General features: G+C 64.1%; 17 protein-coding genes and 2 pseudogenes. 10 read left to right on the forward strand and 9 right to left on the reverse strand.

Translation table 11 applies throughout. The features are described from left to right. Genes ACYQ1Z_RS15315 through ACYQ1Z_RS15330 form a run of 4 tightly spaced genes read left to right on the forward strand, consistent with a single transcriptional unit; the run spans position 1 to position 3,547 of the window. The gene (locus tag ACYQ1Z_RS15315; protein WP_459793405.1) at positions 1-732 is read left to right on the forward strand and encodes an alpha/beta fold hydrolase; all 732 of its coding nucleotides are present in this window, start codon (positions 1-3) and stop codon (positions 730-732) included. Then, positions 729-2,210, forward strand: a complete 1,482-nt coding sequence (locus ACYQ1Z_RS15320) for an aldehyde dehydrogenase (RefSeq protein WP_459793406.1) — start codon at positions 729-731, stop codon at positions 2,208-2,210. The genes ACYQ1Z_RS15315 and ACYQ1Z_RS15320 overlap by 4 nt, the downstream gene beginning before the upstream one ends. Positions 2,211-2,222: 12 nt before the next feature. After that, a complete protein-coding gene (locus ACYQ1Z_RS15325; RefSeq protein WP_459793407.1) occupies positions 2,223-2,423 on the forward strand; it encodes a tautomerase family protein in 201 nt (66 codons plus the stop codon). A gap of 56 nt (positions 2,424-2,479) precedes the next feature. Further along, positions 2,480-3,547: an LLM class flavin-dependent oxidoreductase gene (locus ACYQ1Z_RS15330; protein WP_459793408.1), complete on the forward strand. Its 1,068-nt coding sequence runs from the start codon at positions 2,480-2,482 to the stop codon at positions 3,545-3,547. 558 nt (positions 3,548-4,105) lie between these two features. Here ACYQ1Z_RS15330 and ACYQ1Z_RS15335 read toward each other — a convergent pair. The 4 genes from ACYQ1Z_RS15335 to ACYQ1Z_RS15350 all read right to left on the reverse strand — a co-directional run bounded on the left by ACYQ1Z_RS15335 (position 4,106) and on the right by ACYQ1Z_RS15350 (position 7,688). Beyond that, positions 4,106-4,870: a YoaK family protein gene (locus tag ACYQ1Z_RS15335; RefSeq protein WP_459793409.1), complete on the reverse strand. Its 765-nt coding sequence runs from the start codon at positions 4,868-4,870 to the stop codon at positions 4,106-4,108. Between the two features lie 183 nt (positions 4,871-5,053). Further along, positions 5,054-5,626, reverse strand: a complete 573-nt coding sequence (locus tag ACYQ1Z_RS15340) for a flavin reductase family protein (RefSeq protein WP_459793410.1) — start codon at positions 5,624-5,626, stop codon at positions 5,054-5,056. A gap of 2 nt (positions 5,627-5,628) precedes the next feature. After that, positions 5,629-6,675 (reverse strand): methionine synthase, encoded by a 1,047-nt coding sequence (locus tag ACYQ1Z_RS15345; RefSeq protein WP_459793411.1) that lies wholly within the window; start codon positions 6,673-6,675, stop codon positions 5,629-5,631. Between the two features lie 20 nt (positions 6,676-6,695). Next, a complete protein-coding gene (locus tag ACYQ1Z_RS15350) occupies positions 6,696-7,688 on the reverse strand; it encodes a DUF1852 domain-containing protein (protein WP_459793412.1) in 993 nt (330 codons plus the stop codon). Positions 7,689-7,811: 123 nt separating this feature from the next. Here ACYQ1Z_RS15350 and ACYQ1Z_RS15355 point away from each other — a divergent pair, with 123 nt between their 5' ends. Further along, positions 7,812-8,753: a LysR family transcriptional regulator gene (locus ACYQ1Z_RS15355; protein WP_459793413.1), complete on the forward strand. Its 942-nt coding sequence runs from the start codon at positions 7,812-7,814 to the stop codon at positions 8,751-8,753. Positions 8,754-9,107: 354 nt separating this feature from the next. On the opposite strand, the gene ACYQ1Z_RS15360 is transcribed toward ACYQ1Z_RS15355, so the two are convergent. Then, entirely contained in the window at positions 9,108-10,457 is a 1,350-nt protein-coding gene (locus tag ACYQ1Z_RS15360; protein ID WP_459793444.1) for an aldehyde dehydrogenase family protein, read from the reverse strand. A 117-nt stretch (positions 10,458-10,574) separates the two neighbouring features. On the opposite strand from ACYQ1Z_RS15360, the gene ACYQ1Z_RS15365 reads away from it, so the two are divergent. Then, entirely contained in the window at positions 10,575-10,754 is a 180-nt protein-coding gene (locus tag ACYQ1Z_RS15365; protein WP_459793414.1) for a hypothetical protein, read from the forward strand. A gap of 131 nt (positions 10,755-10,885) precedes the next feature. On the opposite strand, the gene ACYQ1Z_RS15370 is transcribed toward ACYQ1Z_RS15365, so the two are convergent. Together ACYQ1Z_RS15370 and ACYQ1Z_RS15375 are read right to left on the reverse strand one after the other, a co-directional pair. Next, positions 10,886-11,689, reverse strand: coding sequence for a MoaF C-terminal domain-containing protein (locus ACYQ1Z_RS15370; RefSeq protein ID WP_459793415.1), 804 nt, complete (start codon positions 11,687-11,689; stop codon positions 10,886-10,888). Positions 11,690-11,746: 57 nt separating this feature from the next. Next, positions 11,747-13,201, reverse strand: coding sequence for an APC family permease (locus ACYQ1Z_RS15375; protein ID WP_459793416.1), 1,455 nt, complete (start codon positions 13,199-13,201; stop codon positions 11,747-11,749). Positions 13,202-13,413: 212 nt separating this feature from the next. On the opposite strand from ACYQ1Z_RS15375, the gene ACYQ1Z_RS15380 reads away from it, so the two are divergent. Together ACYQ1Z_RS15380 and ACYQ1Z_RS15385 are read left to right on the forward strand one after the other, a co-directional pair. Next, on the forward strand, positions 13,414-14,010 hold the full coding sequence (locus tag ACYQ1Z_RS15380) for a TetR/AcrR family transcriptional regulator (protein WP_459793417.1): 597 nt from the start codon (positions 13,414-13,416) through the stop codon (positions 14,008-14,010). A 283-nt stretch (positions 14,011-14,293) separates the two neighbouring features. Next, positions 14,294-14,491, forward strand: a pseudogene (locus ACYQ1Z_RS15385) (hypothetical protein); the annotation flags it as partial. 80 nt (positions 14,492-14,571) lie between these two features. Here the strand turns inward: ACYQ1Z_RS15385 and ACYQ1Z_RS15390 are convergent. Together ACYQ1Z_RS15390 and ACYQ1Z_RS15395 are read right to left on the reverse strand one after the other, a co-directional pair. Beyond that, positions 14,572-15,270, reverse strand: coding sequence for an ABC transporter ATP-binding protein (locus tag ACYQ1Z_RS15390; protein WP_459793418.1), 699 nt, complete (start codon positions 15,268-15,270; stop codon positions 14,572-14,574). A gap of 31 nt (positions 15,271-15,301) precedes the next feature. Further along, on the reverse strand, positions 15,302-16,420 hold the full coding sequence (locus tag ACYQ1Z_RS15395) for an FtsX-like permease family protein (protein WP_459793419.1): 1,119 nt from the start codon (positions 16,418-16,420) through the stop codon (positions 15,302-15,304). 165 nt (positions 16,421-16,585) lie between these two features. Between ACYQ1Z_RS15395 and ACYQ1Z_RS15400 the strand changes: the two are divergent. Next, a pseudogene (locus tag ACYQ1Z_RS15400) lies at positions 16,586-17,821 on the forward strand (sensor histidine kinase); the annotation flags it as partial. Positions 17,822-17,889: 68 nt separating this feature from the next. Continuing rightward, the gene (locus tag ACYQ1Z_RS15405) at positions 17,890-18,588 is read left to right on the forward strand and encodes a response regulator transcription factor (protein ID WP_459793420.1); all 699 of its coding nucleotides are present in this window, start codon (positions 17,890-17,892) and stop codon (positions 18,586-18,588) included. The last annotated feature ends 75 nt before the right edge of the window (positions 18,589-18,663 follow it).

Consider the following 18,663-nt stretch of genomic DNA (forward strand, 5'->3'; position numbering starts at 1 on the left):
GTGCCTGAAACCCCCGTAGCGCTGCTGCATGGCGTCGGCCTGGACGCGGGCATGTGGGCGCCAGTCAGGGATGCCCTCAAGCGGGACTCGGTCGCCCTCGACCTGCCAGGCCACGGACGGCAGGCGGCGCTGACACTGCCGGTGTCGCTCGCGGATCTCGCAGCGGACGTGCTGGACCGTCTCCCCGGGCGAAGCCACCTCGTGGGGTTCTCACTCGGGGCACTCATTGCGCAATACATAGCAAGGTTCCACCCCGAGCGAGTGGCGACCCTGACCTGTGTGAACTCGGTATGCCAGCGCACGGAGGCTGAAGCACAGGCGGTGATGGCACGACTGGCCTCCGCGGAGCACAACTTCGCGGCGACCGTGCAGGCATCCATCGACCGCTGGTACACCGGCACATCCGTTCCAGCTGATGTTGTGGAAGCGACCCGCCGCACCCTGGAAGCGAACAACGTCGCATCCTTTGTGCACGCCTACCGCGTCTTCGCGACCGGGGATGCGGTCATCGGACCCGAGCTTGGCAACATCACCGTGCCTACCCTCGCTGTCACCGGCGAGCTGGATCCGGGATCAACACCGGACATGACCCGCCGGCTGGCAGCCGCGATCCCCGGGGCCAAGAGCCTGGTGGTTCCCGGTGCACGGCATATGCTGCCGGTCCAGAACGCCGACGTCCTGGCCGGGGCAATCAACGACTTCATCCAAGAATCCGAAGGAGAACGGGCATGACGCTCCGACTCGACCACTTCATCGGCGGTACCTGGTCTGCCCCCGCCGGCGGGGAATACTTCCCCAGCACCAACCCGGCAACCCTGGAACTGCTCTACGAAGCCGCCCGCGGCACCGAAGAGGATGTCCGCCGTGCCGTGGCAGCAGCAAAGGAAGCCTTCGAGTCGCCCCTGTGGCGCGACCTCACCGCCACCAAGCGCGGCCACCTCCTGCGCCGCCTCGGAGACCTGATCGGCGAGCACGCAGACGAACTCGCCGAGCTGGAAACACTGGACAACGGCAAGCTGCTGCGTGAGATGCGCGGGCAGCTCGCCAACCTGCCCGAGTACCTGTACTACTACGCCGGGCTCGCGGACAAGGTCCAGGGAAGCCAGATCCCCACCAACTCGATCACCATGCTGAACTACACCCAGCGTGAACCCCTGGGCGTCGTCGGGGCCATCACGCCGTGGAACTCGCCCCTGACGCTGACCACGTCAAAGCTGGCCCCGGCACTGGCCGCCGGCAATACCGTGGTCATCAAGCCCAGCGAGTACACCTCCCGGACCATCCTCCGCGTTGCTGAACTGGCATCGCGGGCAGGGTTCCCGGACGGTGTGGTGAATGTTGTCACCGGCTTCGGCCAGGAAGCGGGCGCCGCGCTGGTGAGCCACCGCGACCTCGCGAAGATCTCCTTCACCGGATCCACCCAGACCGGTGCCCGCATTGCCGCGGAGACGGCGTCGCGCTTTATCGGCTCAACCCTTGAACTCGGCGGCAAGAGCCCCAACATCGTGTTCGAGGACGCGGACGTCTCCAATGCCGCAATGGGTGTCATCGCCGGAATCTTCGCCGCAGCCGGCCAGACCTGCATCGCGGGCAGCCGGGTGTTCGCGCACCGCAGCGTCTACGACGAACTTGTTGAACGGGTCGCCGAGCGCGCGGCTTCGATCATCATCGGCGACCCGCGCCTGGCCACCACCGAACTCGGCCCGCTCGCCTTCGGCGCGCAGCTGGACAAGGTGAGCTCCTACGTCGACATCGGCGTCAGTGAGGGCGCAACGGTGCGGACCGGCGGCAAGCGCCCGGACATCGAACTCCCCGGCTACTTCTTCGCCCCCACCGTCCTGACCGGCGTCGATAACACCATGCGGGTGGTGCGCGAAGAGATCTTCGGGCCGGTGGCCGCGATCATGCCCTTCGACTCCGAAGACGAAGTGGTGGGCTTGGCTAACGACACCGAATACGGCCTCGCCGCCGGCGTCTGGACCCAGAACCTCGCGCGCGCCCACCGTATGGCCCGCCGGCTTGAAGCGGGCACGGTGTGGGTCAACACCTACCGGGCGATGTCCCCGATGTCACCGCGCCAGGGGTTCAAAAACTCGGGCGTGGGCATCGAGCACGGACTGGAGTCCATGCACGAATACACCCGGCTCAAGAGCGTCTGGATCAACACCGACGAGGGCCCCGTCTCCGATCCCTTCGTCCTGCGCAGCTAAAGGAAACCGAGAATGCCTCTCATCGACGTATCCATCGCACGGGGCCGGAGCCCGGAACAGCTCCGCTCACTTATCAATGAGCTTCATCTGGCCGCGGAAAAGGCTGTCGGCGCCGTGCCGGAAAACACCACAGTCATCATCCGCGAGGTCGAGCACGAACACTGGTCCCGCGGCAACCAGACCATCGCCGAACGCAACGCCGCGGCCAAGTAGCTGCGCCCACTAGTCACCCGGCTGCGACACCGCCGCCGAAACGAAGGAGTTTACTCATGCGCTTTTCCCTCTTCGTCCACATGGAGCGCTGGGACGAGTCCGTCTCGTACCAGGAAAGCTTCGAGAACCTGACCGAGCTCACCCTCATGGCCGAGGCCGGCGGGTTCAGCACCGTCTGGATCGGCGAGCACCACTCGATGGAGTACACCATCTCGCCCAGCCCCATGCCCCAGCTCGCCTACCTGGCAGCGCGGACCTCGAAGATCCGTCTTGGCGCCGGAACCATCATTGCCCCGTTCTGGAACCCAATCCGGGTCGCCGGCGAATGCGCCCTCTTGGACGTCATCAGCAACGGACGGATGGAAGTGGGCCTGGCCCGCGGCGCCTACCAGTTTGAATTCGACCGCCTGATGGGCGGCATGTCAGCGGTTGAGGGCGGCAAGCACCTCCGCGAGCTCGTCCCCGCCGTTCGCAAGCTGTGGGAAGGCGATTACGCCCACGACGGCGAAGTCTGGCAGTTCCCCACCTCCACAAGCGTTCCCAAGCCTGTCCAGCAGCCCACCCCGCCGATGTGGATCGCCGCCCGGGACATCTCCTCCCACGAGTTCGCGGTCGAAAACGGCTGCAACGTCATGGTAACCCCGCTGATGAAGGGCGATGAGGAGGTCGAAGACCTCGTCAACAAGTTCGAGTCAGCTGTCGAGAAAAACCCTGGCGTGCCCCGCCCGGACCTCATGGTCCTGCGCCACACCCACGTCCATTCCGCAGACGAACCCGAGGGATGGCGCCGCCCGGCCGAGGGCATCAACAAGTTCTACCGGACGTTTGATGCCTGGTTCGGTAACAAGACCGCGCCCAAGAACGGCTTCCTCGAGCCCAGCCCCGAAGAAAAGTTCGCCGAGCGCCCGGAGTTCACCCCGGAGTCTCTGCACAAGACGGCCATGATCGGCACTCCGGAGGAAGTGATCGAACGGCTCCGTAAGTACGAAGAATTGGGCGTTACCGAGTTCAGCGTTTGGTCCGACAACAGCCTCACCCACGAGGAAAAGAAGCGCTCCCTCGAACTCTTCATCAAGCATGTCGTCCCGGCCTTCCAGGAGCAGCCGGCGACCGCTGCGCGATAACGACGCACCAGCAACAGATGACCAAAGACGGTCCAACAGGGCACTGCAGGAGCTGGGCCCGGCACCCAACCGGGGACGTCCTGCAGTGCCACTGGTCCATGCGGGACGTAGCTGTTCTCTGGGTATTGCAACCAGATGAATTGGTTCGCGCGCACGCAATGGCCCTTGGCTCATACTCAAAGAGGACGACAAAGCCTGGCAGTTAGGAGCACACTGCTCCGCGCGACGCAGTGCTTGTTTTGGTCGTTTAGGCTGAAGTCATGAACCGCCCGGAACCTGTCGCGGCCGGTGGAGTAGCACGCCCAACAGCTGTTCGACTTAAGCTCGCCGTCAGCTTCAGCATCTCTGGTGGAACACCTCGGGCACAGCGTTTCCACTCGACAGAGAAGTTTTTGCTTTGACATATTGACAAAGCTTGCGCTGGACGCCTCTGACGCGAAGGGTGCGGGCTGTAGCCTGGCTGCCGCGGAGCCTATTCAGGTGTGGGGTGGCGGGGTCAGTGTCCTGGTTGGTGGGCGCTCCGCCTGCTGAGCTGGGATGATGTTCCGGCGCTTCCGCTCAGGTAGACAGATGGGAACGATGAATCCGGGCTCCCCATTGCCCCAGCAATGCCACAACAACTATCAGGGCTCCGGAAACGATCAAGGCAGGGCCGGCTCCGGCGCGGGCAAGCAGCGCGCCAAGAGCCGCCCCAAGAACTAGCACAACAATCGCGGCACTTCTCCTGTTCAGCAATCCCTTGTGCCCCGTTACGAGGAAAAGCTCACCCGACAACGCGGTCAGGGTGGAGGTGACGACCACGGTTGTCATTTCCCGGACCGCGAGCTTTCGGGCTACACATGCCTGAATTCCCATGGCAGCTGCCGCCAATGAAGAGATGATCACTCGGACGTCGGTGGTGAGGTTGTTATCGACCAGGGAGGCCAGGGCCCCGAGGGAGCAAAGAAGGAGCCCTGCGACAAGCAGCAGCACCGTGATTGGCAGGCGCCATTCCGCAGATCCTTTTCTCAGTACCAGCCCGGTCACCGCGGCGCCGATTGAGAAACACACCATCGCTGTCAGAGGACCTAGCACTGGAAGGCCATCTGCTCCCGCCATGGCCATGCCCAGTATCACCACGTTCCCCGTCATGTTTCCGATGAAGACGTGGTCAAGGGCGAGATAACCGACTGCATCGACGATCCCAGTACCAAAAGTCAGGACCATCAGGAGCCCAAGCAACTGCACATTCCAGCGCTTCCCGGCCAGGACCTGCGCTTCGACTGCTTGATTACCAAGTCCGGCACTGGGTGCGGCAGATGGGGTATGTGGGGTTGTGGTCATTTTTGAATCTCCTGAAGGATTCTCGAGGGCGAACCGAAGCGTCGCATGGGTGCAGAACATGGTTGGATCCGAGCCGACCAAGGAAGTCGATGGACGCTCCGATATCGACGAGGACGACGGCGGGAGTTGTGTCCCGCCGTCGTGCGCCGTTCGGCTTGCTGCCTGGCATTTTTGGCGCGGCGCTCAGCCTTCAAGCTTGGAATCTTCGCCCAGACGGTGCCATGAACGGTTGTGGTAGACCAGAGCGTCGCCGGGTTCGCCCGCTTGGACGTTTCGCATCACGCGGGACTCCAGGGCGTGAGCGGCGATGATTGTGGAGGTCCCCACCTCCATGCGATCGATGACGGCGCAGCGCATCCAGGCGCGGACATCGTCATACACTGCTTCGCCGGTTTCGAGTTGCGACCAGCGGTGCGTCTGGTCAAAGCGGTCGGCGCCTGGGGTCGCTCCGAACTTAGCCAAGTCGACGTCGTGCGCGTCCAGCAGGTGCACGACGACGGTTTCGGCCCGCGTAAGCACCTCGGACGCAGAAGACAATGCCGAGACCGAGAAAATCAGCATTGGAGGTTCCGCACTCACAGACACGACCGACGATACCGTCAGTGCCACCGGTCCTTCTCCGGCATCCGCCGTGATGACGGCGACACCTCCCGGATGGCCACGGAACAGTGCTTTGAATTCGTCGGCCGGGAGGGAGGATGGGAAGCTTTGCTTTGGAGCCTCGAGCCAAATGTCTGCGGGGTAGGCGTGAAACATCGTTATGATGCCACGGGTGCGGAGCCGGCGAGTTCCTCGCGAACGATGGCTGTCCCTGCGCTCAGAGCACTCAGCTTGGCCAGTGCGACCTCCCGCGGGAACGGTGCCATGCCGCAGTTGGAGCTGGGCATGAGCTTGTCCGCATCGACGAACTGCAGGGCCTTGCGGAGGGTGTCGGCGACCTCCTCCGGCGTCTCGATGGTCTCGCTGGCGACGTCGATTGCCCCGAGCATGACTTTCTTGCCGCGCAGGAGCTCAATGAGGTCCATGGGCACGTGGGAGTTCTGGCATTCCAGCGAGATGATGTCGATGCTGGAGCTCTGCAGGAGCGGGAACGATTCCTCGTACTGCCGCCACTGTGAGCCGAGCGTCGCCTTCCAGTCAGTATTCGCCTTGATCCCGTAGCCGTAGCAGATATGCACGGCGGTCTCCACACGCAGTCCTTCTGCCGCTCTCTCGAGCGCGGCCACGCCCCAGTCCTTGACTTCATCGAGGAAGACATTGAACGCGGGCTCGTCGAACTGGATGATGTCCACGCCGGCCGCCTCGAGTTCTTTTGCCTCCTGGTTGAGGATCGTGGCGAACTCCCAGGCCAGCTTCTCGCGGCTCTTGTAGTGGTCATCGTAAAGCGTGTCCACCATCGTCATTGGACCGGGAAGAGTCCATTTGATCGGCTTGTCGGTGGTTGCGCGGAGGAACTTTGCGTCTTCGACGAATACTGGCCGCTCGCGGCGCACCGGTCCGACGACGGTCGGTACGCTCGCGTCGTAGCGGTCGCGGATGCGCACGGTCTTGCGCTGTTCAAAGTCGACGCCGCTGAGATGCTCGATGAATGTCGTGACGAAGTGCTGGCGGGTTTGCTCGCCGTCGCTGACGATGTCGATGCCGCGTCGGCTCTGCTCGTGGATGGCGATGCGCAGCGCGTCCTGCTTGCCCTCGAGCAGCGTATCTCCCTCCAGCTTCCACGGGGACCAAAGAGTCTCCGGCTGTGCGAGCCACGATGGTTTCGGCAGGCTTCCGACAACGGTGGTGGGCAAGAGTGTGTTCATGATTGGCGATTCTCCGTGGGTCAGTTGACGAGAGCGGGGTAGTTGGCGGTCCACTGGTCCAACAGATCCTTGTGGGGCGTGATGAAGTGCTCCTCCGTGTACTTCGCCTGCGTGACCGCGAGCTGAGCGCGCTCCACGCGGTCGTAAGCGATCTGGGTCCGCGAGTAATCCTGCTCGCCCAGGCTCGGCTGGTAGACGGGGCCGGCGGCGGAGTTTGCGTTGTAGATCTCCGGGCGGTAGATCTTCTGGAACGTCTCCATGGTGCTGATCGTGCCGATGAGCTGCAGGTTGGAGTAGTCGTTGAGCAGGTCTCCGCGGAAGTAGAAGGCGAGCGGTGCAACGCTGCCGCGTGGCATGAAGTAACGGACCCGCAGCCCCATTTTTGCGAAGTACGCATCCGTCAGCGAGAACTCGTCCTGCTGGTACTCGACGCCCAGGACCGGGTGTTGGTTTCCGGTTCGCCGGTACGTCTTGCTCGTGGAGACGCTGATGCACACCACTGGCGGCTGCGGGAAGCGTTCCTGGCATACCGGGGAATCGAGGAAGTGCTGGAACAGTTTGCCGTGAAGATCGCCGAAGTCCTCGGGAACGGTGGGCTTGCCTGCGTCCCCTGCTGCCGCTGGCAGTACGACGCTGAAGTCGAAGTCACGGACGTAGGAGGAGAAGTTGTTCCCGACGATCCCCTGGTGGCGGACCCCGTTCAGCAGGTCGACGATCTGGATGTCGAGAACCTCGAACAGCGGGAACTGCTGATCCGTGCCTTCCGCCGTGAACTGTATCTGCACGGACACGATCTCAAGCTCGAGCGTGTAACGGTCCCGGTCCGGGTTGTCCCAGCCAGCGAGATCGTTGAAGCGACGCCGCATCATGGTCAACGCGTTGCGGAGGTTCTCCTGGCGGTGCTCCCCCCGAGCCAGGTTGGCGAAATTCGTCGTGATCCGGGAGCCTTCCGACGGGAAGTAGTCCTCGTCGAAGCGGGTCGTGGTGATGCTGAAGGTGAAGTCGTCTGCCATGCGCTGCCAATCCGTTGATGATGGGCCGGAGACGGCCTTTCAGAAGGGGATGTGTCCATGGTGCAACGTTCCGGAGGGTATCGGGTAACTAGGCGCTACTATGTATTGATATAGACTTTTCCTATGGCACAGCTTTCGAGCGGACTGACCCTGCAGCAGCTCCGCTACTTCATAGAAGTTGCAGCTGAGGGGTCAATCTCCGCGGCTGCCGATCTTCTTTACGTAGCGCAGCCGACAATGTCCGCGGCGATGAAGGACCTTGAGGCCCGGGTGGGCCGTGCGCTCCTGGTTCGCTCCGCCCGCGGCGTCACCCTCACCGCCGACGGGGTAGAGTTCCTCGGCTATGCGAGGCAGGTCGTCGAGCAGTTCGCTCTCCTCGAGCAGCGCTACCTTGGTAGGCCACCGACCCGACGTCTGCTCGGGGTGTCAACGCAGCACTACTCTTTCGCGGTGGACGCCTTCGTCCGGATGGTCAAGGCGAGTGAGGTGGCCGAATACGAGTTCTCGCTGCGTGAGTCCCGCACCTGGGACATCATCGAGGATGTCCGGACGCTCCGGAGCGAGATAGGCATCCTCTACCGGAACGATTTCAACCGGAAGGTCATTGACAAGCTGCTCCGGGACTCCGGGCTCGCGTTCACTCCGCTTTTCCTCGCCGAACCGCACATTTTTATTGCACGGAACAACCCGCTCGCCTCAAAAGAGCGTGCGACTCTCGCCGATCTTGCCGGCTTGCCGCGGCTAACCTTCGATCAAGGTGCGAACAACTCTTTCTACTTCGCCGAGGAGATTCTCTCCACGTTGTCCAGTAAGCAGGAGATCCGGGTCTCAGACCGTGCGACGATCTTCAATCTCATGATCGGGCTCCAGGGCTACACGATCTCGACGGGCATCATCAGCGGGCAGCTCGACCCGGAGATCGTCGCCATCCCGCTCGACGTTGACGAAAGCATCGAGATCGGCTGGATCGGCCACGCCGCGATTCCGCTTACCGACCAGGCGCAGCGCTACCTCAGGGAATTGCGGGCCGTCGTCGCTGAGTTCGGCGTAGCGCTGCTCGACTGACTGCAGTTAAGCGGGCGGTCTTTACCCCTTCGGTGATAGGACGTGTTTATTGCAGCCGTGCGGGTTGCTGGTATCGCATACGCCCGCCGCCGTCATTGGCATGGCCGGGGCGAAGGCCGGCGAGGAAACCGGCCTGTCACGATCGCTACCGGGTTATCACTCATGTCGTCCCATTCTTTCTGTCTGCCGGATCGGAGGGCTGGTCACTTGCCGCGAGGGAAGCGCGTGTCAGCCTGCGTGATCCGGACAGTTTCCCGTTTACACATGGATACGCACGCAGCATGAAGGGGCGTGGTTGGGGATGCGTAGGGCGTGATCGTACGCCCTACGCATCCCCAAGTTGTGGTGATTGCGTTAGCCGTTGATGACCTGGGGTATGCCGAGGGCCTTGAGGCCTTCAACACCAAATTCGAGGCCGTAGCCGGACTGCTTGGCGCCACCAAAGGGGATACGGGGGTCTACGGTGCCATGCTTGTTGATCCATACCGTGCCCGCTTCGATCCTGCTGGCTACCTTGCGGGCGGCTTCGAGGTCGCTGGACCAGACGGACGCGCCAAGCCCTACATCAAGTCCGTTGGCTTTTTCGATTGCTTCATCGACGGTGCTGTACTTGATGATCGGCAGGGCGGGGCCGAACTGTTCTTCTGCCACGAGCGGGTTGTCGTTGTCGATGTCGGCGACCAAGGTGGTGGGGTAGAAGTAGCCGGGCTGGTTGGTGTCCGGATTTCCGCCGAGCAGCACCCGGGCGCCTGACGCCTTGGCAGAGTTCACCAGGTCCGTCACGATGTCGTACTGGGACTTGTTCTGCAGCGGGCCCAGGACGTTGCTCTCATCCAGGCCGTTGCCCATCGGCATGGCGGCTGCGACCTTGGTGAGCTCTTCGCACACGGCGTCGTAGATGTCTTCGTGGACATAGAGCCGCTTGAGCGCGGCGCAGGTCTGGCCGGTGTTGATGAAGGCGCCCCAGAAAATGCCTTCAGCGATGGCCTTCGGGTAGGCGTCGGGCAGGACGATGCCGGCGTCGTTGCCGCCCAGTTCCAGGGTGAGGCGCTTGACGGTGTCTGCCGAGGATTTGATGATGGCACGGCCGGCCGCGGTGGAACCGGTGAACATGATCTTCCCGATAGCGGGATGCTCCGTCAGGCGGGCGCCAACTTCACGGCCGCAAGATACCACGGAGAGGATGCCCTCGGGCAGCGCTTCGTTGATGACTTTTACCAGGGCAAGGACAGACAGGGGAGTGTTGCCCGAAGGCTTGACCACGGCAGCGTTGCCCATCCGCAAGGCCGGCGCGAACTGCCACACCGCGATCATCATTGGCCAGTTCCATGGACCGATCGCTGCAACGACCCCGATGGGCTTGTAGTGCAGTTCAGCGCGGGTCTCACCGTCGTCCACCACGGTCTCAGGCTTGAGTGGGATGGTTGCAGCGGCGCGGAGCCAGGCGGCGCAGGCGCCGACTTCGAACCGGGCGTTGGGCCCGTTGAGCGGCTTTCCCTGCTCGCGGGAGAGGAGGTGGGCGAGTTCCTCTGCGGAGCGTTCAATGGCGTCTGCGGCCTTGAGGAGAGCCTCCGAACGTCCCTCGTGCCCCAGCGCCGCCCACGCCGGCTGAGCTGCCTGGGCTGCCGCGACTGTCCGCTCGAGAAATTCGAGGTCATGGACCGGCGCCTCACCGACGGGTTCGCCCGTGGCGGGGTCCAGCATTGTCCTGGTCTGGCCGGAGTACCGGGTGATCTGGTCAAGCAGTGATTCGTTGGTCTTCAATTTCGCTTCTCCTCTTCGAGCGTTGTGAGGTGGGTTTGAACTGCTTGGGCTGGCACGATGGAAAACCGTCAGCGGAATTCGAGTGCCGCCGAAGCTGTCCTGTGCCTGCTGGATGCACCTGCGGACATCCACTTCATCCGTAACATCCGCTTGGACGAAATCGACGGCATGGTCTTTCGCCCGGAAGTCATCTGCGATCAGCTGCCCGCCGCTGACAAGAACGACGCGGTCACGTAAACGCATATCCATGACTACTCTTGGTCAAGTCAGTAACAGACAAGAAAGAGAACGAGGCGCCCGAATCGGTCGATTGCTTCATGAACCGTTGGGGGATGCCCGAGGTGTTCCCGGACATCCCCGCAACTGGGCTAGTGCTTGTGGAAGTCCTGCGGGTAGTCAGTGGTGTTCAGAACGCTGAGCCGGGAGTTGAAGGGCAGGATGACGGGTTCGTTGGCGGGGTCGTCCCAGCCGAACATGCGTCCAATGGAGCGCTGTTCGCGAAGATCGACCAGCAGGACCGCTTCGACGCACATGACTTTTTCGGTCCAGAAGAAGATAAAGAGGTCTTCTGCTACTTCCCAGGTCATGCAGCGGTCGGTGTCTGCAAGTCCTGCCTCGCCGCCGCGGATGCAGTTCCAGGTGAAGGTGCCGGGGTTGAGGTAGATGTGTTCGTAGGTTTCGACGTCGCTGTAGCGGTAGAAGATCCGTTTGCCGACGAGGCCGGATGAGCGCTCGTGCAGGACTGCCGCGCCCTCGGTGTTTACCTGGCTGAAGTCGGTCGTGCTGCGCGTCTTGCCGTCTACGAGGACGAAACGTGACACGCCGGAAGTGGCAGCACCGGTGTTGCGGTCCCAGATGATGGTGACGTTCTCGGCCTCGAGCCCTTCGCCGCGGACGAAGTCGATGATGAAGATGCCCGGGCGGGCTTCGATGGCCTTGTAGTTGGCTGCTCCGCTGGATTTGTCCTGGTTGATTTCTGAAGTCCAGGTGACCGAGGAGTCGGTGTCGAAGGTGTACTCCTCGCGGACGCCGTCTTCGGCCGGGATGCTTAGCACATTGCCTGCGAGGGCAGGGGAGGCCGGCAGGGTCTGATCGCCGAAGCCTTCCAGCATGGCGGACACAGGAGGCCACTGATCTTCGGGGATGTAGTCCTGAATGTCAGCTGAGGTCATGGTTTGTTCCTTATTGTTTTCCATTGGTTTGGACTGGTGGGGTAGTTGGTCTGTGGCTTAGCCGATGACGGCGGCGAAGTTGATCGAGGGTTTTTGGGCGCCGCGTGCGATTCCTGCGATGAAGAACAGGGGTATGCCGAGCAGGAGCCAGCGCGCGATTCCGCCTGCACCGCCGAGGAGTGCGTCGTAATTGTCCAGAGTGAGGTATCCGATGACGATGAAGGCCAGGAACGACAGGGACGGCGCGATGACGGTGACCCACAGGTTGTCGCGCATACCGTTCCGGGCGAAGAAGACGACGATCGCCGCGGAGGTGACCAGCAGGATGGTGATGAAGCCTGCCGTTCCCAGGGCCACGAACCAGGCAAATACCGTCGTGATGGGGTCGGCTCCTGCGAGGAGGAAGATGCTGATGATTGCCAAAACAACTAGCCCGTTGATGAGGCCGGCCACGTGCGGGGCGCCGGTCTTTGACACAGAAGAAAGTTTCGCCGGCAGGGCTCCGGCCCGGCCGAGTGAGAACAGGTAGCGGGAGAACATGTTGGACAGGCCCAGGAGCATGGCCAGGAAGCTGGTGACGACCAGAATCTGCATGGTCATGTTCAGCCAGTAGCCTGCGCTGGCATCGGCGAGCTCGAAGATCATGCCGGCGGGATTTTCCGTGGCGACAGTCTGAATGTTGTCAATGCCAATAGCGCCACTGATTGCCCATGTAGAGAGGGTGTAGAAGATGCCGATGAATGCGATAACGAAGTAGGCGGCACGCGGGATGGTGCGTCGGGGGTTTTTTGCTTCTTCAGCGAAGACGACGGTTGCCTCGAAGCTGGTAAAGCATGCAAAGGCGAACAGCAGGGAGATGCCCAGGCCCGGGCCGAAGATGTTGGATCCGGTGAAGCCTTCAAAGGTGAAGATCCCGAACCCCTTTTGGACGATGAGGGACACCACGAGGGCAGCTACGGCAAAGGCTTCGCCGAGGATGAGAATCCCGAGGACCTTCAGGCTGGCATCCACGCCACGCATGGTGAGGCCCGTGGTCACCGCGAGAAGTGCTGCGATCCAGAAGTAAACGGGCAGGCTGATACCGCTGAGTGTCTCAATCAGCAGCTGCGCGAAGACACCGAACTGCGACCACAGCCCGATCTGGAGACTCAGATACGTCAGGATGGCGATGCCTGCACCGCCGGTAGCCCACTTGGTTCCAAGACCCTTGGCCATGTAGGCCACAAAGCCGCCGGCGTTGGTAATGTGCTGGCTCATCCGCAGGTAGCCCACGGAAAAAAGAGCCACCAGCAACGCCGCAATCACATATATGACAGGTGTTCCAGGGCCGCTGGCCGAGAAGAGAACCGGACTGGCCCCCACGACTGCTGCCATCGGAGCAGCTGCGGCGATAGCAAAAAAGGCAATGGCAATGACACCGAGCTTGTTTGCCCTCAGCCGTACCGGGGCCGCGGAAGCCCCGCGCTCTTCCAATCCAATGTTCGTCGACGATTCGACGGATTCTTGATTCATGGGATGGCTCTTTCGAAGAATGCACGGCCGCGGCCGTTATGGAAAGTATTTAGAGGCTTCCGCGCGCCGATGCGCGGTACCGGGAGGGAGTTGATCCGTTGAGTCAGCGTTAGGGGAGGCGTGATGCCTGCCACAAACAAAACTATACGGATGTTTAGTTTGCTGCGTCAAGGGTGATTCATCCGCAACTTTGCGCCGCTAAAATCGGTGGTATGACCGGCGAAGCACGACGACTGCCTTATGGCGATGGGCGAGACGCACTCCACGCTGCCGTCGTGGACGTGGTCGCCGAAAAGGGCCTGCGTGGTGTTACGTACCGTTCCGTAGCGGCGCGGGCGGGAGTGAACCACACCCTGATTAATCACCATTTCGGATCCCTCGACGCGTTACTCGTCGCAACAATGGAGTGGTCGGTCAAACGCTCCATCAGCGAGACTGGGCTGGAGCACGTTGCAGATTTTGACCAAGACTTCGTGGATGCCCTCATGGCCACCCACACGTCAGAACCGGCGCTGCTCCTGTTCCAATTCGAGATGCTTCTCGAAGCGCGGAGGAAACCCGAGATCCACTCCATCGTCCAAGGCCTCTACAACAGCTACGTTCAGACGGTCGAAACTGCACTCCGGCAACGCGGCTACCACCTGGAACGTGAAGCGGCCCTTGCTGTTTTCGCCGCGTTGGACGGGCTCATGCTTCAGTACCTTACGTTGGGAGATGCCACAAAAATTCGCGCGGCAGTCTTGCAAGTCGGGCGACTCTTGGCAGCGTCAGAGAAACAATCGCCGGCCAGATCAGAAGCAATCAATTAGAACCCCTAAGCCCGCTCCGCCAACCAAAAGTGAGGCAGAGCCCGCGTTCCTCCACGAGGCGGAGGGCGCCCCGGTCAAAACTCTGGATGGAGACACGGTGCTCCAGGCATCTTGGCACCAGGGATGCCTGCTGACCGGGGTAGTTGGCCAAGGTCTGGGAGCCGCAGTCCAGGCTGCGGACCCGGTCGAACGAGAGGTCCTTGATGTACTTGCCGACATAGGGGGAGCGGAAGCTCTCCTGCCGTAACGGGGGCGGTGTCCCTGCTCCTGAGCCCGCTGATCTCTCGACTACGGGCAGTGGTACTACGTCTACCTCAACAAGAACAGCTACCGGCTCGGCTGGATCTTCCCCACCACCGACAACACCGTGTAGTTCATCCTGCCCGCCGACGTCCAGAACGGCCGCGACGACGTGGTGGTCCTGGACAAGGACGGCAAGCAGGTCTCCTTCCACCGGCTCCAGGTGACCCCGAAGGGTTAGCCAGCAGCCCTAAGTGCAGAACTGAGGCAAACGGCCCCGTCGGATGAACCCGTCGGGGCCGTTTGCCGTGCCGTCGGCGGTCAGGCTCCCGCCGGCACCGGTGCCGTGAGCCTGCCGTCCCGCATGGTGGCCACCACGTCCGTCAGCGGCAGGAATTCGGTGTCGTGCGTGACCATCACCGTGGCGACGGCAAACTCCGTGGTCACCTGCCGGAGCAGCCGGACGATCTTTTCGCTGCGCTCGTGGTCCAGCGCCGCCGTCGGCTCATCCACCAGCAGCACCTTTGGGCTGCCCATGAGGGCGCGGGCGATGTTGACGCGCTGCCGCTGCCCGCCGGAGAGCTGGTGCGGCAGCTTGCCGGCTGCGGTGGACAGCCCGACGACGTCGAGCAGTCCGGCGGCACGTTCCCGGGCCGCCCTGGCCGGCTTCCCGCGCAGGTGGTCGCTGATGATGAGCTGCTCGGCCGCGGCCAGGGACGGGAGCAGGTTGGGCTGCTGGAAGATGATGCCCACCTTGCTGCGGCGCAGCGCGGCAAGGTCCTTGTCCTTCAGGTCCTTGGTGTCCGTGCCGTCGATCAGGACCTGCCCGCCGGTGGGGCGGACCAGGGTGGCGGCAACAGCCAGGAGGCTGGACTTCCCGGAGCCGGACGGGCCCACGAGGGACATCATCTGGCCCGCGTGGGCGGTGAGGCTGACCCGGTCCAGGGCGGTGGCGGTGCCGCCGCCGTCCGGGTAGTCGAGGGTGACATTGACCAGGCTGAGGGGCGCGGTGGAGGACATGGAGGATTCCTTGCAAAGATTGGGAGACGTATCAGTTGCCGCCGAGGGCCAGGAGCGGGTCCACCCTGGCGGCGCGGCGGACAGCCAGTGCGGCACCGGCCAGGCCTAGGGCAACGATCCCGACGGCGGGAAGCACCGTGGTGCCCACGGTCAGCTGGAACGGGGCAGCCTGGGCGGCGAACCCGCCCGCGGCCACACCCACAATGCCGCCGGCAGCGGCACCCGCCACCAGCACTACCGCGGCCTGGGCGATGGCGTCGCGGAGCACATAGGAGCCGGGTGCGCCCAGGGCTTTGAGGACCGCGATGTCGCGGGTCCGCTGGATGGTCCACACGGTCAGGAAGGCGACGATCACCAGCGCGGCGATGCCGTAGAGGAAGCCCTGCATGAGGGTCAGGGAGCCGTTCTCGCTCTTGAAGGAGCCGAGCGCCTGGAAGGATCCGGTGCGGGATTCGCTGACAGTATGCGCTGCTGCGTCGGCGGCAGCTTGGTCCACGCCAGTCCCGTTCCCGTCAGCGCCGTCCGTGAAGGTGACTGCGACGACGGTGGCCAGCTGGCCGGCGTCGGACACGTGCGCCACCTGTGACCACGCGGGCAGGGCCGTCCACACCACGCTGGTGTGTGAGTACCACTGGTCCGGCACCACGGCAGCGACGGAGAGGTCCACTCCGCCCACGCTGACGGTGCTGCCTTGGCTTACGGCAAGGGATTCGGCCACCGACGAGCCCAGCACCGCGGTACCGGCAGCCACGTCCACCGGGGCCAGTGGGCTGCCGGCGGGGACGCCGAACACGGCCACGTTGGCGGTGCCGCTGCCATCGCCTGTCTGCAGCTGGGTCTGGGTGATGCCCAGCGGCTCGGCCGAGCGGACGCCCGGCCGGTTCCGCCAGCTGTCCACCTGCGCGGCGGTGACCGAACTCTCGGTGTAGGAGGCCTTGGGGGTGCCGGAACCGGGAGCACCGAACGCCACCAGGTCCACGGGCCTTGCCGCTGCCGCCCCCAGCTGTCCGATCGCGGAGGTGGACTGCTCGGCCAGTCCCGCCGTGAGGCCTGTCAACATGACCAGCAGCAGGGTGATCAGGGCTACGACGCCGCCCATCATGGCGAACCGGCCTTTGGCAAAGCGGATATCGCGGAGTGCCAGGAACACGTTTCTTCTTCTCTCAGCAGTGGTGGTTTTCTTGTCCTTCCACTCTTCCGGCGGCGTCCCGCGCGGGCATCGCGGGGATGGTTGATCTGCCGGGGACAGGGGGTTGATCCCGGAGTCAACCATTCGGTTGATGGCCTGCCCGCCGTCCCGGCATAAGCTGGGGAAATGCCTGCCACGCCACTGCCCCCTGCACTGGATCAGGCCGGCGGCGTACCCGGGCGGGGACCCCTGGACGCCCTGGAAAATGCGTCGTCAGCGGCCATCCTCCGCGTCCTGCGGGTCACCCTGCATACCGGCTTCGCCGTCCTGCTGGGCGTGGCGCTGGCACGGATGCTGATGGCCGGCGGTGCGCTGCGCTGGGTGTGGGCCTGCGCCGCCGTCGTCCTTGCCGTCGTCTACCTGGCCGGAACCGTCCTGGAGAAGCGGCATGCGGAGGGCCGGACCGGCGCGGACCCCCGCCGCTACGCCCTCCTGTGGCTGGGACTGGTGACCGCGCTCTGGGCAGTCCTGCTGGCGGGAAGCGCCGATTTCGCCTGGCTGGCCTTCCCCCTGTTCTTCCTGCACCTGCACCTGCTCCCGCGCCGTGCCGCGCTGGGTGCCATTGCGCTGATGACCGCGGCGGTGATCCTCTCGCAGTGGGCGGCCGGCGGCACGCCCGCGCCGCACGTGGCCGCCGTGGTGGGGCCGGTGCTGGGGGCCCTGTTCTCCGTGATCACCGGCCTGGCCTACGCTGCCCTCTACCGCGAGGCACGGAACCAGCGGCTCGCGGCCGATGAGCTGCGCCGCACCCGCGAGGAACTGGCCAGGTCGCAGCACCAGGCCGGGATGCTGGCCGAGCGGGAGCGGCTGGCCCGGGAAATCCACGACACCCTGGCCCAGGGGCTGTCCAGCATCGTGCTGCTGGGCCGGGCTGCGGAACAGTCGCTGTCCGGGGGCGACGCAGCGGCGGCCGCCTCGCAGCTGGATCTCATGCAGCGGACCGCGGCGGATAACCTGGCGGAGGCCCGGAGTTTTGTCCGCGGCCTGTCCTCCCCGCAGCTGGAGGGGCGCTCCCTGGTGGATGCGCTGAACCGGCTCTGCGCGGCCACCGAGACGCAGGCCGCGGCAGCCGGGCTGCCGCTGCGCTGCCGGCTGGAGGTGGACGGCGATCCCGCCGACCTGCCCCAGCCGGTCCGCGTCACCCTGCTGCGCGCGGCCCAGGCTAGCCTTGCCAACGTCCGGGAACATGCGGACGCCGGCACCGCCGTCGTGACCCTGGCGTTCCTGGGCAGCGAGGTGACCATGGACATTTACGACGACGGCACGGGCTTCGCTCCGGGAGCTGCGGCGGGTGCCGCACGGCACGACGGCAGCGGCTTCGGGCTGCGCTCGCTGCGGGAGCGCGTGGCCGCGCTGAACGGATAGCTCGAGCTGGAATCGGCGCCGGGCGAGGGCACCGTGGTGGCCATCCGGCTGCCGGTGGAGGGACAGTGACCGGGGGAGCAGCGGACTTCGACGCAGCGGCCGGGGAGGCAGCCGCCGGGGTCCGTGTCCTGCTGGTGGACGACCACCCGGTGGTCAGGGCGGGACTGCGCGCCATGCTGGCCGGGTTCGACGGGATCTCCATCGCCGCGGAAGCCCCGGACGGCAGGGCGGCGCTGCACGAACTGGCCCGGCTGACGGCGCTGGGGGAACCGCCCGCCGTCGTCCTGATGGACCTGCAGATGGGCGGCGGGATGGACGGTGTGGCCGCCACCGCCGAGATTCGAAAACTGCCCGCGCCGCCGCCGGTGCTGATCCTCACCACCTATGACACGGATGCGGACATCCTCGCGGCCGTGGAGGCCGGGGCCAGCGGCTACATGCTGAAGGATGCCCCGCCGGAACAGCTGCGGCAGGCCGTCCTGCAGGCCGCAGCCGGCGGCACTGCCCTGGCGCCGCGGGCGGCCGCGCTGCTGATGGACCGGATCAGCAACCCCGGCACGTCGCTGACCCCGCGGGAGGTGCAGCTGCTGGAATTGCTGGCCACGGGCCTGTCCAACCGGGCCATCGCCAAGCAGGTCTTCATTTCGGAAGCCACCGTGAAAACCCACCTGGTGCACATTTACGGCAAGCTCGGCGTGGACAACCGCACCGCGGCCATCGCCGCAGCTACACAGCGAAGAATTATTCGTCACCCACGGACCTAACCCACCAATCTCCAACGCCACCGACGCTGCCTACCGGGGTTGTTGTTTTCGGGAGTGAGTCGCCGGACTGGTCCG

Source organism: Arthrobacter sp. AD-310 (assembly GCF_054656615.1).

Bases quoted from the DNA above. Each gene is read 5' to 3' on its own strand.
- ACYQ1Z_RS15355 (WP_459793413.1), top strand. From the start codon at position 7,812: ATGGCACAGCTTTCGAGCGGACTGACCCTGCAGCAGCTCCGCTACTTC.
- ACYQ1Z_RS15325 (WP_459793407.1), top strand. From the start codon at position 2,223: ATGCCTCTCATCGACGTATCCATCGCACGGGGCCGGAGCCCGGAACAG.
- ACYQ1Z_RS15345 (WP_459793411.1), bottom strand. From the start codon at position 6,675: ATGAACACACTCTTGCCCACCACCGTTGTCGGAAGCCTGCCGAAACCA.
- ACYQ1Z_RS15390 (WP_459793418.1), bottom strand. From the start codon at position 15,270: ATGTCCTCCACCGCGCCCCTCAGCCTGGTCAATGTCACCCTCGACTAC.
- ACYQ1Z_RS15330 (WP_459793408.1), top strand. From the start codon at position 2,480: ATGCGCTTTTCCCTCTTCGTCCACATGGAGCGCTGGGACGAGTCCGTC.
- ACYQ1Z_RS15375 (WP_459793416.1), bottom strand. From the start codon at position 13,201: ATGAATCAAGAATCCGTCGAATCGTCGACGAACATTGGATTGGAAGAG.
- ACYQ1Z_RS15360 (WP_459793444.1), bottom strand. From the start codon at position 10,457: ATGCTGGACCCCGCCACGGGCGAACCCGTCGGTGAGGCGCCGGTCCAT.
- ACYQ1Z_RS15370 (WP_459793415.1), bottom strand. From the start codon at position 11,689: ATGACCTCAGCTGACATTCAGGACTACATCCCCGAAGATCAGTGGCCT.
- ACYQ1Z_RS15320 (WP_459793406.1), top strand. From the start codon at position 729: ATGACGCTCCGACTCGACCACTTCATCGGCGGTACCTGGTCTGCCCCC.
- ACYQ1Z_RS15335 (WP_459793409.1), bottom strand. From the start codon at position 4,870: ATGACCACAACCCCACATACCCCATCTGCCGCACCCAGTGCCGGACTT.
- ACYQ1Z_RS15350 (WP_459793412.1), bottom strand. From the start codon at position 7,688: ATGGCAGACGACTTCACCTTCAGCATCACCACGACCCGCTTCGACGAG.
- ACYQ1Z_RS15340 (WP_459793410.1), bottom strand. From the start codon at position 5,626: ATGTTTCACGCCTACCCCGCAGACATTTGGCTCGAGGCTCCAAAGCAA.
- ACYQ1Z_RS15365 (WP_459793414.1), top strand. From the start codon at position 10,575: ATGGAAAACCGTCAGCGGAATTCGAGTGCCGCCGAAGCTGTCCTGTGC.
- ACYQ1Z_RS15380 (WP_459793417.1), top strand. From the start codon at position 13,414: ATGACCGGCGAAGCACGACGACTGCCTTATGGCGATGGGCGAGACGCA.